The organism is Streptomyces cavernae, assembly GCF_004023625.1.
GTDB classification, from domain to species: domain Bacteria; phylum Actinomycetota; class Actinomycetes; order Streptomycetales; family Streptomycetaceae; genus Streptomyces; species Streptomyces cavernae.
Genome location: NZ_RPDJ01000023.1, coordinates 55762 through 68540, shown reverse-complemented (window position 1 = coordinate 68540; position 12779 = coordinate 55762). Strand labels below are relative to the sequence as shown.

The window sequence follows — 12779 nt, the reverse complement described above, 5'->3', positions numbered from 1 at the left end:
CCACCGGTGAACGCCGCTGCCGCGGAGATCCACCGCCGACCCTGCTCCCCGCACCCGCACCCGCGCCGGCCCGCGGGGATGGTCGTCACGGACTCCGCTGCCCGGCCCGGCACGACGAGTGTCACTCGCCTTGCTGGGCGCGCTCCCGGTCCTTCAAATACTCCTCGACGACTTCCGGGTTGCGCCTTATGGCCGCCTTGAGCTGGATCAACTGGTAGCGGTTCCTGCCTGCCTCGACGTACCGCTGCCACCCTTCACGCCCGGCGACCAGCCGCTCGTTGATCAGGAACTCGATGAAGTCCTCGATGCAGGGCCGGAACCGCTTCCCGCCCACCGGGAAGTGCAGTTTCTCCAGTGGACGCTTCTCATCGCCCTTGCCGTTCAGCAGATCCAGTGCCGGCGACTTCCCGTACACCTGAACATGCGCGCTCGTGTACTTGTCCTTGTCCCGCTCGTAGTCGAAATGACACAGGCATAGCGTGAGGCCCTCATCGGCGTAGATACCGCAATACGACGAGAGGACGGTCAGGAATGTCGCCTCGTCGCAAATGCGCACCTGATAGGACAGGTTCATCCACGCGCGAGGCTTCTTGTTGTCCACACGCAGAGCGAATGGGCGAGGTTGAAGGTTATCTTTGGTCAGGCCATGACCGAGAGTAAAGATGGGGTTGGGTGCGGAACCAGGGCGCCGAACGGCCTTGATCTGCACATCCCTGCACACTGTTCCGTTCAGTGTCCTCTGTAGCTCCCGGGCGAACTCGTTGGCCTGCTGTTGCAGGTCAGAGCCCAACCGTGCCGCCGATGGACACCCACAGCGCACGGGCTTGCGCCGACGTGAAACACCCCTCAGCGGCCTGCTTCTCCAACTCGGCATACGTCAGGCCGAGATCGTCCAGCGCGCGCTTGGCGGCGGCGAGGTACTCCTCCTCGGAGACCACGATCACGAAATCGTCATCGTGATCCGTCTGCCACTGCTCATTGATCGCCACACTCATCGTGTACCCCCCGGACGGCGCTTCGCGCTCTTGCTTTGCCGCATGAGTACGACAGCGTGCCGCATTCAAGCCGTCACCGAAAGCAATATGCCCCGAATGGCTGATCATTTACCGGCCATGGAGTGACCACCCGGAATCCTGTACCTACGGCGATCGAAAACGACCGGCGGCGAGCACAAATGACGATCCGACAGCACTGGCGAGAAGGGCGAGGTTAAGCCCCAGCCACTCCGCCCACACCAAGAACAGCCAACCCGAACGGACGCGCACGGTCGCGCAGAAGCACGGATCCGCGCACGCCCACTCCACGCACAACCCCGACCGTGCCGCCTACCGGAACAGGCCAACCGCCGCCCCATCCTGCGCATCCTGCTGCGGCCGGACGATGCGATACCGGCTCGTTGCTGTCTGGTGGCGGGCAGTTTCAGCGTGTAGCGTCGCTGTCAGAAGTCGTGGTTCGCATTACCTGCCCGCGCTCCGGCGTGGGCACTTTGCTGTGCAGTGCCGGACCAGGGCGAACTCCTCGAGTCCGCGCGGTGCGGACACGACATCGACTGAGAGGCACCACCATGGCCAGCGGAACCGTCAAGTGGTTCAACGCGGAAAAGGGCTTCGGCTTCATCTCCCAGGACGGCGGCGGACCGGACGTCTTCGCGCACTACTCCAACATCAACGCGAGCGGCTTCCGCGAGCTTCAGGAAGGCCAGAAGGTGACCTTCGACGTCACCCAGGGCCAGAAGGGGCCGCAGGCGGAGAACATCACGCCCGCCTGACCTCAGGCCAGGACATCGCCGCATCCGGTCAGTTGGCTGAGGTCATCCCGCGCTCCATGAGGGACAGCCGATGCAACAACTCTCGACTGGCTGCGGCGATCAGCGGGGGCACTTTCAGGTCGTCGAGCATGTCGGTGGCCGCCTGCATCTCGGCGGTTCTGCGTACGGCGTGCCGGCGGCTGCCGTCGACGAGCCTGTCCAGGGTCGCGGCATCCGCCTGGGTCAGCTCGTCGGCGATGTGCTCCCGCAGCCAGTCCTCGCAGCCCGCTGCCCGGGCCCCGTCGAGTGCCTCGACGACGGCCGCCGCCAGCCCCTTGTAGAAGACGCTGCGTAACAGCTTGCGTTCGGCGGCCAGCCCCGCCGGTCCTTCGAGCACGTCCACGTTCGCCCCGAGGGGGCGGAGCAGCACGGCGTAGCGGACGGCCGCCGTCCCGGAGACGAGCATCGGTGTCCGCAGGCCCCTGCCGGGCACGGGGGCCATGAGGGACACATCGGCGAAGGCGATCCCGGCCGTTCCGGCGATCTCGCCGAGACGCCGTTTCACTGCTGGCGACGCGGTGTTGAGATCCGCCCACAGACAGCCGGGAGACGTTCCTGCCAGGCCCGCCCGGAGAGCGTCCACGGCGGCCGAGGCACTGTTGACGCTCAGGACGAGGTCGCTGCCCGCGGCCGCTTCCGCCTCGCTGTCGGTGTCCGTCACGCCCGCAGGCGCCGACACCTCCGGGTCGTAACCACGTACGCACGCCCCCGCCGCGACCAGATCGCTCGCGATGGCGCCGCCCGCTTCTCCCAGGCCGAGTACGGCGATGCGAAGGTCTTCAACGGCATTCGAGCGCACGGTTCTCCTCCTCGTCGGTGCTGGATACTCCGCAACCAAGGCCGACGCCATCCCATCGTGGGCGAGGGGCCAGCCGTGTATCACTTGACGCTTCCATGACACCGTTTTTGCTCACGCCCGCGGAGGAAGTCGGCCAGTAGACGACGCCTGGAAGTCGTCCCCGGGCATGACCGCGCGCGGCTGGGTAGGACGTCAGGGACCTCGCCGCCCGCGGCCCCGCACCAACCGGCCCGCGACAGAAGGGAATTGCATGAAATCCGAGGCGCACAACACGGGCGGACTGCCGGCCGCCTTCCTCACCGCCGGCTCGTCCTCGTTCCTCGACTTCCTGGCGGACCAGGCCCCCGACCTGCTGCCGGCGAGGCGCCGGCTCCCGCCCGTGGAAGGGTCGTTCGAGGCGCCGCACGGGACAACGGTGATAGCGGCGACCTACGAGGACGGCGTGCTGGTCGCGGGCGACCGGCGGGTCACGATGGGGAACGTCATCGCGCACCGCGAGTGCGACAAGGTGTTCCCGGCGGACGAGTACTCCGCGGTCGCCATCGCCGGGACGGTGGGATTCGCCGTCGAGATGGTCCGGCTGCTCCAACTTGAGCTGGAGCACTACGAGAAGGTCGAGGGCACCCCGCTCTCCCTCGACGGCAAGGCGAACCGCCTCACCACGATGATCCGCGGAAACCTCGGCATGGCGATGCAGGGCCTCTCCGTGGTCCCGCTCTTCGCCGGCTACGACCTGGACCGGGGCAAGGGGCGCATCTTCTCGTACGACATCACGGGCGGGCGCACCGAGGAGCAGTCCTTCGCGGCCACCGGCTCGGGCTCGGTCTACGCCCGCGGCTCACTCAAGAAGCTCTACCGGCCGGGGCTGCCGGAACGGGAGGTGGTCACGGCGGTGGTCCAGGCGTTGTACGACGCCGCCGACGACGACTCCGCCACCGGCGGCCCGGACCTCACCCGTCGGCTCTTCCCCCTGGTCACCCTGGTCACCGAGGAGGGCTATCGCCGTCTCGACGCGGACGAGGTCGCCGACATCGCCCGCACGGTCATCGACCGCCGACTGACCGAACCGGACGGGCCACGGGCTCCGATGCTCTGAGGAAGACGGTGGGGCGGGCCTCGCGCCGCTTCCTCCCTCGGGCCGCTTCCATCCCGCGGCCCCTTCCTCCCTCCCTTTCCTCCCTCGCGGCCCTTGCGGCCCTCGCGGCCGCTTGCTTCCTCGCGGCCGCTTCCTCACCTCCAAGCCGCCTCCTCCCCTCCAAGCCGCTTCCTGCTCTCCGGATCGCCGCTCCTCGTCCCTCTCCGTCCCGACCCGCCTCCGGTCCGTCCCGTTGCGTCCCCCCAGGTGCTGTGGGTCGTCACAGGCCGGCGGGCGGGGCGTCCCGTTTCGTCCCGGCTCCGCCCATCCGGCGAGACGGGACGGGGGTTCTTGCGGCGTCATTGCTGTCGGCACCAACACAGACCACGGGCCGCACCGGGGGATCACGGGGATCAGCTGAGCGAGCGGTCCGGGGAGGAAAGAGAAAAATGCGCAAGCACATCCGCAAGGCAGCGATGGCGACGGTTCTGGCCGGGGGCGCCGTCCTCGGGGGATTCGCCGCTACCGGCACGGCATCCGCGTCGGAGGACAGCGGTCTCGTCGACGGCACCGGCAGCACCCGCAACGACTGGGGCGACGAGGGGACCCTGCAGCGCGGCGACGAGAGCCACGCCGTCGCCCTCTGGCAGACCGTCCTGTGGGCCGACGGCGCCAAGTGGAAGGACGGGAACACCTGGCGCGCGTTCACCGAAGAGGACATCAGCGGTGAGTTCAACCGCCGCACCGTATCCGCCACGGCCTACTGGCAGAAGGCCAACGGCGTACGCGAGACCGGCAAGGCCGACCCCCGCTCCTTCGCGGTGGCGGACAACAGCCTCGGCACCGTGGGCAAGCGCGGCACCGTCGGCTACGACGGCACGTCCGAGGACGCACGCTTCAAGCGCCTCACGGTCGGAGGCGTGGCCCAGGACGTCTACTACGTCCACTACGACGGCTCCTGGGTGCCCGCCACCTACTGACACGCCGTCAGTCCGTCTTCGTCACGGGTGAGCACCCGCTGTCCTCCTGGTCGAGGACGAGGGTGACGAGACAGGCGGTGGCGACGGTGAGGAGCACCGCCAGGAACACGACGGACAGGAACCGCCAACGGCGCACCGCCGCCCCGAACGGGGTGGCGGTCGCGTCGGTCTCACCCAGGGCGGGGCCGCCGGACACGTCGGGCCGGGCGGGCATGTCGAATCCACCAGTCCCGGGTGGGACGCACGACACCTCAGGGACGTTCGGCACCGCAGATGCGTTCTGCGCATCCGGCATGTGCACAACCACCACGTTCGGCCCATCGGGCCCATGAGGCACATCCCTCACAGGGGGCACATCAGCAACCGCGGGCGGGGGATCGGTGTACTCGGGAACATCCTCCCCGGTACCCCACCGCGCCCGCGGTGGTTCTGACCTGGGCCGATGCGCCCGGTGCCCGGCCCGCAGGACCGCCTCGCGCAGGCTCAGCAGCCGCCCGGCATCGGCCCCGGCCGCGTCCGCGAGCGACCGCAGCGCCGAACGGGGCGGTATCTGGCGGCCGTTGAGGCAGCGTTGCCAGGAGGACTTGGAGTAGTGCGTCCGGTCCGCGAGAGCGGCCAGACTCAGCCCCGTACGCTCCTTGAGGAGCCGGCAGTGCTCCGCCAGCGCCCGGGCCTCCCGCCCCAGGCCCTCGGGCAGCGGCGCCCACTCCCCCACAGCACGGTCCCCCACGTCGCTCCCCCTTCCGACGACCGCGTCCGACCCATCCTCGACGCAGGGGAGCGGACCGTGACGCGAACCCGGCATGTTCGATTTGCCGGACATACCGAACGCCGTCGGGTGCTACGTCACAACCCGCAGACGCGGTACGCACGGTGCAGGTCAGCGGGCAGACTCGCTCCGGGTGTCGTGTTTGTTCAATACGCGTCGACGCCGTTCTGCCTACGGTGCCCTCGTAGGAATCAGAGCCGGGGAAGGGACGACGACGTGGAACCGATGTCCGTGATGACCCGGGCTTCGGCGGCGGCCGTGGAGGTCGTGCGCGGGATCGGGCCGGAAGAGCTGGACGGGCGTACACCGTGTCCGGAAATGGACGTCAGGGCGCTGGTGAACCATCTGATCCTGTGGACCGGCGTACGGGGATACGCCGCGGGCCTCAAGCAGCCCGCATCGGCCGGGCCGGAGGAGGTGGCGGAGGGGCACGACTTCACCGCCGAGCCGGACTGGGCCGAGGCCTATGCCGCCCGGTCGGCGGCGACCGCCGCCGTCTGGAGCGAACCGGGGGCGTGGACCGGCGAGACCACTCTGACCGGCGGCGGCCCGCTCCAGGCCCGCTTCGTCGGCGGGATCGTGCTGGGCGAGTGGCTGCTGCACGGCTGGGACCTGGCCGTGGCGACCGGGCAGAAGCTGACCGTGGACGACGAACTCGCGGCGGTGCTCCACGAGGCCGTGGCCGCAAAGGCCGAGATGGCCAGGCAGTACGGGGTGTTCGGCCCCGAGGTCACCGTGCCCCCCACCGCGCCCCTGTTCGACCGCACCCTGGGATTGGCGGGCCGAAACCCGTCCTGGCAACCCCCCGTGTGATGGCCCCGTCCTCCGTCAGCCACCGCTCTCCGCTCCGCCAGGGCCGCCGTGGCGAGCGTGCCGGAACAGGAGCCGGGTGCCACGCATGAAGAGGAGGAACACCGCCCGGGCGACCATGAAGACCGTGGTGATGGCGAACACCCGGGCAGCCGCGTCGGCGACCGGCAGCCAGGTGTCGGGCACCTCGAGGAGGCGCGCCAGCTCCGCGATCGCCGCCACCAGCCCGAACATGAACGGCAGCCATTCCCAGTGGGTCCGCGCGCGCGACCGCACCGCCGCGCTCTGCCGCCTGCGCCGCCACCGACCCGTCCACCGGCTGAGGACGAAGCTCAGGGCCATCAGGACAGCGGGAGTCCACAGATCCGACCAGTGAACGGTGAGCTCCACGGCCCTTCCCCCTTGCGAATCCGAGGCCTGCGCCGGCCTGCCCCGATCCAGATCGGCGGTGAGCCTATCGTGGGGCGGGTCAGGCCTCCCTCCTGGGTGGGCCGAGCGGAAGTCAATCGGAGGGCAGGGCCTCCCGCATCGCCTTTGCGGTTGCAGCCGGGTCGTAGTCCTGCGGAACGCCTTCGACGAGGATGATGTCGCCCTCGATGTGCCGCGAGCGCAGCGGCGCGATCTCCTGGTACGCGGGTGAGTCCCACCAATTCCGCGCCTCGGTGATCCCGGGGAAGCCGATCACCACGACGTGTCCGGGCCAGCTGCCCTCCTTCACCTCGTGCTGTGCGACGTGCACGAGGAAGCGGCCGCCGTACGGCTCGAAGGTGGCGGGGATCCGCTCCATGTACTCGGCGATGTCCGGGTGCGGAGCGGCTTCCTGGAGGTGGGCTATGGCGTAGGCGGGCATGGTGTCCTTCCGGTCGGTCCGTCTGTCGGTCGGTCGTCGGTCGGGCTCCGTACGGCGACGATCGTGACATGGGGTTTTGGGGGGAGTCGATGACCTGACAGGTAATCACCGCCGGTCGAGAGCGGTGTGACACAGGGCACAGGAACCTCCTGCGCCCCGCGGGGAGTAGCAGGTGTGAGGCAAACAGAACGAGCAGAGCCGGTGCGCGCGCGCATACGGGCGGGGGACCGTGCGGCGTTCGCGGAGCTGTACGAGCAGCACGCGCGGGCCGTCTACAACCATGCCCTGCGGCTGACCGGTGACTGGTCGGAGGCCGAGGAGGCCATGTCCGAGACCTTCCTCGCCGCCTGGCGCACCCGGGAGACGGTGGAGCCGGAGGGCGGATCACTCAGACCGTGGCTGCTCGGCATCACCACGCACAAGGCGCGCAACTCCAACCGTGGTCTGCGCCGCCGGCTCGCCTTCCTGGCCCGTTACCCGGGCCCGCCGCCGGTCGAGGACTTCGCGGACGAGACGGCCGGCCGCATCGACGACGCCCGCCGCCTGGCGGTGGTCCACGACGCGCTGGGCAGGCTGCGCCGCCAGGACCGGGAGGTGCTCGCCCTGTGCGTGGCCGCCGGGCTGGACTACCAGCAGGCCGCCGAGGCCCTCGGTATCCCGGTCGGCACCGTGCGTTCCCGGCTGTCCCGCGCCCGCGCCCGGCTGGCCCGGCTCAGCTCCGGCCGGCCCGCCCGGGCCACTCGCCCAGGCCGGGAAAAGCCGGAACCGCGTGACGCTCGCGGAGCGGTAGAAGGTGAGGCCGCGCTCGCGGCCATGTTTCTGCAGGAGGAAACCGGATGAACGCCGACAAGCTGCCCAGCGCCGGCCGTGGCCCGAGCGAGGCCGAGGAGTTGCTGGCGGCTCCGGCCGAATGGGACCTCCCGCCGAGCCGTCACCTCCACTTCAAGGATGTCCTGATGCAGCAGATCGACCGTGACTGCGCCCCCGCCCAAACCCCCGCCCGAACCCCCGCCCAAGCGACCTCCCCAGCCGTCTCCCCAATGCCCTCCTCCCCCACCCTGGAGGCACCCGCGCCGCGCCGCGTCCGGCTCCCGCGCCCGGCCGTGTGGCTGCCCGTCGCGTCCGCGGCACTGGCCGGGGCGCTGGCCGTCACGTACTCCCTCGACGGCCACAGCTCGGCTCCAGCGACCGGGACCTCGACCGGGACCTCGACCGGAGCCGCGACCGGAGCCTCCGGGGTGAACAGCGCGTCCGTCACGCTCGGCCGTATCGCCGCGGCGGCCATGGCGACCGACACGAAACCGGTGAAGGACGACCAGTTCGTGTACGTCAGGAGTCTGACCCGCATGAATCAGGGCACCTTCGACGGCCCCGTACAGCTCGGCCCCCTGCACACGCGGGAAGTCTGGATGTCGCAGGTCTCGACGCCCGTCTCCGCCGGCATCGGATGGATCCGGGAATCCGGCAAGGGCGCCGTGATGCCCGGCCAGGAGGTCCCCGTCGATTCCGCCGACGCCGTCCCGGCGGGCATCGACCGACCCACGTACGAGTGGCTGTCCTCCCTGCCCACCGACCCCGACGACCTGCTCCGGCTGCTCTACGCCCGGACCACGGTCGACGAGGGCGAGTCGAAGGACCAGGCCGTCTACGGGAAGATCGGCGACCTGCTGCGCGAAACGGTCATGCCGCCCGCGAATGCTGCCGCCCTCTACAAGGCGGTCGCGAGGATTCCCGGGGTCACCGAGATCGCCGACGCCGTCGACGCCGCCGGCCGTCATGGCATCGGCATCACCCGCGAGGACGCCGCCTCCGCGACGCGGGACGAATGGATCTTCGACAGGAAGAGCCTGGCCTATCTCGGCTCACGCTCGTACATCACCAAGGACAAGAGGAAGGGCGCCAGGCCCGACACGCTGTTCGGAATCGACGCCGTCATGCAGCGCGCAGTCGTCGACCGGCACGGCGAGGAACCCACGTCGACGAGGGCGACGCCCTCCTCGGCATGAGCCGGGTGGTCCGGTCTCCCAGCACGCCGTAGAGGGTTCCTCGGCACGCCGTAGAGAGCCGTGGATGCTCTGGATGCCGTAGAGAGCCATGGTGCTCTGGATATCGGATCAACATTCATCCAGCTCGACCCATTACTGTCCGGCTAAAATTCGCTACTCTCCGGGCATGGCTCTTCTCGGTCGCCGGCGGACCACCACCAGGCTCGCCCCCGAACTCGACGACACCGACCTCGGCAAGGTGCGCAAGCGCCTTGTCGGGGAGAGGGCCTCCGGTGGCCGCAGTCTCGCCGTGGCCATGATCGAGCAGCTGTTGCGGGAAACCGGCCGGGACTGGGACCGCAGGGCCCACAGGACGAGCGTCCTCGCGGAGTCGACCTCACCGGGTCTCCAGCGCTCCTGGGCCGAGGAGCAGCCCAAGGACGCGGACGCACAGTTGCTGTACGCCTGGGGCGTCATGCTGCGCGCGCGGTTCGCGGAACACCCGGACCCGGCCGAGACCCGGGAGGCCCTCGACGCCTGCGCACGGGCTGCCGGACTGCGGCCGGAGGACCCCAACCCCTGGGTGGTGCGCCTCGGTCTGCTGCGGCTGTGGCGACGACCGGGCACGGAGGTCTTCCCCCTGTGGGAGGAGATCGTCAGGCGTGATCCGTGGCACCGAGAAGCCCATTTCCAGATGCTCGGCTATCTGTCCCCATGGGAGTGCGGCTCGCACGGGCAGACGGTCGACTTCCTCGACCGGGTGCGTGCGGGGGCGGCGCCCACCGCTCCGACGGCGGGCCTGGAGATAGCGGCCCTGATCGACCTCTACCACGACACGGTCGATCAGGGCGGGCTCGAGGCCCTCACCGCGATCCATCTGTGGAGCCGCCCGGACGCCGAGGCAGCGCTGGGGCGCGCACTGGCCGACTGGCCCCGTCCCGGCTATCTGAACCACGCCGCGGCCGTGGCCGATCTCAACCTGCTGGCGTACGCGCTCGTCCAGTCGCGGCGGGGCGCGCAGGCCGGTGAGGTGTTCCGGGCGATCGGGGGCCTGGTCACGATGTATCCCTGGGCCCTCGAGAACGGCGATCCGCTGGAGTCCTTCGGCAACTGGCAGCAGCGCGTCGGAAACTGACGGCTGCGGAGCGGCATCCGGTCTCCGCGCTCCCGGGACGCCGGGCCGACGGCGAAGAGAGCGGCCGGGAGACCCGCACTCGGGTGCTCCCGGCCCTTCCGACGGGGCGACGGTGGCCGCGGAACTGCTGCTGGGCGCAGTCAGCGGGGCCGCCCGTGTCCGCCTGAACCAGGCGCCCGCGCCGGCCAGGTACGCGGATGCCGCCCGAAAGGGCGTGTTCCGGCGGTGATCGGGGCGACTGCCGCAGCGGCGAGGGCAGCAGGTGGCCGGGTCGCTGATGCGCGGCCGGAGTGGTCGGTCCTCCCACGGAACCAAGACCGTCTTCGACCACTCTCTGTGTGTGCCTGCCGGGTCTCCGGAACCGCCGGAACCACTCGGCAGGCGCCCGCCGAACGAGCTTCACCCAACGTTCGGTGAACAGCTTCGATCCACGATTCAGGCCCCACCCCCCAGAAGGAACTCATGCGTAAATTGACGTCGGCTGTCGTCGCTGCCGTGATGGCATTCGCCGGTATGGGGGCCGCGGCCAGCGCCCCCGCCCAGGCGGCAACAGGAGCGGAGTACGTCGCGCTCGGCGATTCGTACGCCTCCGGGGTCGGCTCGGCCCCCTACGACCCCTCCAGCGGTGCCTGTCTGCGGAGCCCGAACAGCTATCCGCGCCAGTACGCGGCCACTCACCCCACGTACACGTTGAAGGACGTCACTTGTAGCGGAGCGACCATCGCGGACGTGCGGAACAACCAGCTGTCCGCCCTGAGCGAGAAGACCTCCCTCGTCACCCTCACGGTGGGCGGCAACGACGCCCAGTTCGCGCCGGTGGTTGAGCTGTGCCTCACCAAGAACGACTCCGCCTGCGCGTCCGCCACGGCCTACATGTCGGACTACGCCAAGAACCGGCTGATGACGCAGCTCACCGAGCTGTACAAGGACATCAAGGCCCGCGCGCCACGGGCCCTGGTCCTGGTGCTCGGCTACCCGCGGACGCTCTCCTCGACCGGATCGTGCGGCGCCATCGACCTCAGCGCCGCCAAGCGCACCGCCATGAACGGAATGGCCGACGCCCTGGCGGAGGGCGCCCGGGCGGCGTCGGTCGCCGCGAGCGTCTACTTCATCGACATGCGCCAGCAGTTCAGCGGGCACGAGGCGTGCGGCTCCGACCCGTGGATCAACGGGGTCAACCTGGCCGACCCGACCTCGATCTTCCACCCCAACACGGCGGGCCACACGAAGGGCTACGCCGCCAAGCTCAGCAGCGTCTGGGGCTGACGCCCTGACCCCTCGACGGCCGGGGCACCCGTCCCGGCCGTCGGGCGGTGCGGCTCAGACCCCGCTTCTTCGCCGTGGCCGGTGACACCGCCGGTCACCGACGTCCTCGCGCCGGGAAAGCCACAGGGCGACCGCCTCGGAGATCGGCTGCCCGGTCTCCAACTCGACGAAGCCGAACTGGCCGCCCTGGTTGCACTCGAGGAACCACCAGTGCCCGTCCTCGTCCTCGGCGAAGTCGAAGGCCGCGTAGGCCAGTCCGGCACGGTCGACGTAGTCGTGCACCGACCTGCCGATGCGTTCGGGAACCGGGATCCCCTGCCACGAGTGCCCGGTGTCGCCGTAGCGGCCGTCGACCTGGCCGGGCTCCGCCGTCTTCCGCGCGGCGAACAGCCGGGCACCGACACAGGTCAGCCGAATGTCGGCGCGCTTGGGTATGTACCGCTGCAGCAGCGCAGGACCGGCCGCGACGTCGGAGAAGTCCGCGTCCGGGCCGATCAGGGTGGTGGGCAGGGCCAGGGCGGGGTCACCTGGCGGCGGTCCGGAAGCGGACTTCACCACCACGTCCCGGTGCTCCTCGGCGAACTGCTGTGCCAGCCGTGGCGAGGTGGTGAAGACGGTTGGCGGGACGGCGAAACCGCTGAGGTGAGCGACCCTCAACTGCCATGGCTTCAGACGGGCCTGATCGGCGTTGCGCGGATGGTTCATCCATCGTGTCGAGGCCGAGTGGAGCACACCGAACAGCGCCTGCCGCGTCTCGGCGGTCAGCCATGGTGAGGGGTGGGCCGCGTGCGCGGCCGGTTCGCCGGGCCTGCGCACCCAGACGGAGCGAAGGCCTCCCAGACTGACCACGTGCCCGTTGACCGACAGCCGGCCGTCGAAGCCGCCGTGCGTGTACTCCGCGGACAGCACGGCCTTGCCCGGCAGGTCGGCGGGGTCCAGCCGCATCATCGGTGTCCCCGTGGCGTGCAGCTGGGCCACCACCATGTCGGCGGTCACGTCCTCCTCGGACGTGAGGATCAGTACGGTCATTCGGTCACCGGTCGTTCAGTCGTCGAAGTGCGTCTGGGAACCGGCGGTGGACGTCGTCGTCCCGACCATCAGGAGGAGCTCGGGGTCACTGACGGCCGGGCGGCCGTCGGGAAGAACGTTCAGCTGACGGGACTCGTCGAAGCTGTAGGACATCACCACGGGCGGAAGCGCCTTGGGCAGGGTGTAGTTGAGGGTGAACGGTCGCACTCGAAGCCTCCAAGATCAGACGTTGCCTGTGTCACAGTTCCTGCCGTTTCTGCACCCCTGCATCACC

At 69.8% G+C, this 12779-nt stretch carries 16 protein-coding genes; 8 read left to right on the top strand and 8 right to left on the bottom strand.

What is annotated here, in order from left to right; genetic code table 11:
• Positions 1-121: 121 nt before the first annotated feature.
• Positions 122-601, bottom strand: coding sequence for a hypothetical protein (locus EF387_RS29900; RefSeq protein WP_128379751.1), 480 nt, complete (start codon positions 599-601; stop codon positions 122-124).
• 178 nt (positions 602-779) lie between these two features.
• A complete protein-coding gene (locus tag EF387_RS48665; RefSeq protein WP_238431779.1) occupies positions 780-1103 on the bottom strand; it encodes a hypothetical protein in 324 nt (107 codons plus the stop codon).
• Positions 1104-1564: 461 nt separating this feature from the next.
• Between EF387_RS48665 and EF387_RS29890 the strand changes: the two genes are divergently transcribed.
• Positions 1565-1768 carry a cold-shock protein gene (locus tag EF387_RS29890; RefSeq protein WP_128379750.1) on the top strand — a complete coding sequence of 68 codons (204 nt, stop codon included), beginning with the start codon at positions 1565-1567 and terminating at the stop codon, positions 1766-1768.
• A gap of 28 nt (positions 1769-1796) precedes the next feature.
• Here the strand turns inward: EF387_RS29890 and EF387_RS29885 are convergent, their stop codons facing one another.
• Positions 1797-2606, bottom strand: coding sequence for a DUF1932 domain-containing protein (locus EF387_RS29885; protein WP_202918408.1), 810 nt, complete (start codon positions 2604-2606; stop codon positions 1797-1799).
• A 250-nt stretch (positions 2607-2856) separates the two neighbouring features.
• Between EF387_RS29885 and prcB the strand changes: the two genes are divergently transcribed.
• Positions 2857-3702: a proteasome subunit beta gene (gene prcB / locus EF387_RS29880; RefSeq protein ID WP_128379749.1), complete on the top strand. Its 846-nt coding sequence runs from the start codon at positions 2857-2859 to the stop codon at positions 3700-3702.
• 428 nt (positions 3703-4130) lie between these two features.
• The gene (locus EF387_RS29875; RefSeq protein ID WP_128379748.1) at positions 4131-4661 is read left to right on the top strand and encodes a peptidoglycan-binding domain-containing protein; all 531 of its coding nucleotides are present in this window, start codon (positions 4131-4133) and stop codon (positions 4659-4661) included.
• Positions 4662-4668: 7 nt separating this feature from the next.
• On the opposite strand, the gene EF387_RS49780 is transcribed toward EF387_RS29875, so the two are convergent.
• Positions 4669-5391, bottom strand: a complete 723-nt coding sequence (locus EF387_RS49780; RefSeq protein WP_338058139.1) for a helix-turn-helix domain-containing protein — start codon at positions 5389-5391, stop codon at positions 4669-4671.
• 264 nt (positions 5392-5655) lie between these two features.
• Between EF387_RS49780 and EF387_RS29865 the strand changes: the two genes are divergently transcribed.
• A complete protein-coding gene (locus EF387_RS29865; RefSeq protein ID WP_238431798.1) occupies positions 5656-6243 on the top strand; it encodes a TIGR03086 family metal-binding protein in 588 nt (195 codons plus the stop codon).
• A gap of 15 nt (positions 6244-6258) precedes the next feature.
• On the opposite strand, the gene EF387_RS29860 is transcribed toward EF387_RS29865, so the two are convergent.
• The gene (locus tag EF387_RS29860) at positions 6259-6630 is read right to left on the bottom strand and encodes a hypothetical protein (RefSeq protein ID WP_128379746.1); all 372 of its coding nucleotides are present in this window, start codon (positions 6628-6630) and stop codon (positions 6259-6261) included.
• 112 nt (positions 6631-6742) lie between these two features.
• Positions 6743-7090, bottom strand: coding sequence for a DUF1330 domain-containing protein (locus EF387_RS29855; RefSeq protein WP_128379745.1), 348 nt, complete (start codon positions 7088-7090; stop codon positions 6743-6745).
• A gap of 201 nt (positions 7091-7291) precedes the next feature.
• On the opposite strand from EF387_RS29855, the gene EF387_RS29850 reads away from it, so the two are divergent.
• The 4 genes from EF387_RS29850 to EF387_RS29835 all read left to right on the top strand — a co-directional run bounded on the left by EF387_RS29850 (position 7292) and on the right by EF387_RS29835 (position 11476).
• Positions 7292-7930 carry an RNA polymerase sigma factor gene (locus EF387_RS29850; protein ID WP_128379744.1) on the top strand — a complete coding sequence of 213 codons (639 nt, stop codon included), beginning with the start codon at positions 7292-7294 and terminating at the stop codon, positions 7928-7930.
• On the top strand, positions 7927-9096 hold the full coding sequence (locus tag EF387_RS29845; protein WP_128379743.1) for a CU044_5270 family protein: 1170 nt from the start codon (positions 7927-7929) through the stop codon (positions 9094-9096). Before EF387_RS29850 ends, EF387_RS29845 begins: the two co-directional genes overlap by 4 nt.
• A gap of 166 nt (positions 9097-9262) precedes the next feature.
• Positions 9263-10210 (top strand): hypothetical protein, encoded by a 948-nt coding sequence (locus EF387_RS29840; RefSeq protein ID WP_128379742.1) that lies wholly within the window; start codon positions 9263-9265, stop codon positions 10208-10210.
• Between the two features lie 462 nt (positions 10211-10672).
• Complete coding sequence (locus tag EF387_RS29835; RefSeq protein ID WP_128379741.1) at positions 10673-11476, top strand: SGNH/GDSL hydrolase family protein; 804 nt, start codon at positions 10673-10675, stop codon at positions 11474-11476.
• Positions 11477-11530: 54 nt separating this feature from the next.
• On the opposite strand, the gene EF387_RS29830 is transcribed toward EF387_RS29835, so the two are convergent.
• Together EF387_RS29830 and tgmA are read right to left on the bottom strand one after the other, a co-directional pair.
• Positions 11531-12505, bottom strand: a complete 975-nt coding sequence (locus EF387_RS29830; RefSeq protein WP_128379740.1) for an MvdC/MvdD family ATP grasp protein — start codon at positions 12503-12505, stop codon at positions 11531-11533.
• A 15-nt stretch (positions 12506-12520) separates the two neighbouring features.
• On the bottom strand, positions 12521-12712 hold the full coding sequence (tgmA, locus tag EF387_RS29825; RefSeq protein ID WP_128379739.1) for a putative ATP-grasp-modified RiPP: 192 nt from the start codon (positions 12710-12712) through the stop codon (positions 12521-12523).
• Positions 12713-12779 lie beyond the last annotated feature (67 nt).

Excerpts from the sequence above, each read along its gene's own strand:
- EF387_RS48665 (WP_238431779.1), bottom strand. The coding sequence starts at position 1,103 with ATGATCAGCCATTCGGGGCATATTGCTTTCGGTGACGGCTTGAATGCG.
- EF387_RS29890 (WP_128379750.1), top strand. The coding sequence starts at position 1,565 with ATGGCCAGCGGAACCGTCAAGTGGTTCAACGCGGAAAAGGGCTTCGGC.
- prcB (WP_128379749.1), top strand. The coding sequence starts at position 2,857 with ATGAAATCCGAGGCGCACAACACGGGCGGACTGCCGGCCGCCTTCCTC.
- EF387_RS29875 (WP_128379748.1), top strand. The coding sequence starts at position 4,131 with ATGCGCAAGCACATCCGCAAGGCAGCGATGGCGACGGTTCTGGCCGGG.
- EF387_RS29865 (WP_238431798.1), top strand. The coding sequence starts at position 5,656 with ATGTCCGTGATGACCCGGGCTTCGGCGGCGGCCGTGGAGGTCGTGCGC.
- EF387_RS29855 (WP_128379745.1), bottom strand. The coding sequence starts at position 7,090 with ATGCCCGCCTACGCCATAGCCCACCTCCAGGAAGCCGCTCCGCACCCG.
- EF387_RS29845 (WP_128379743.1), top strand. The coding sequence starts at position 7,927 with ATGAACGCCGACAAGCTGCCCAGCGCCGGCCGTGGCCCGAGCGAGGCC.
- EF387_RS29840 (WP_128379742.1), top strand. The coding sequence starts at position 9,263 with ATGGCTCTTCTCGGTCGCCGGCGGACCACCACCAGGCTCGCCCCCGAA.
- EF387_RS29835 (WP_128379741.1), top strand. The coding sequence starts at position 10,673 with ATGCGTAAATTGACGTCGGCTGTCGTCGCTGCCGTGATGGCATTCGCC.
- EF387_RS29830 (WP_128379740.1), bottom strand. The coding sequence starts at position 12,505 with ATGACCGTACTGATCCTCACGTCCGAGGAGGACGTGACCGCCGACATG.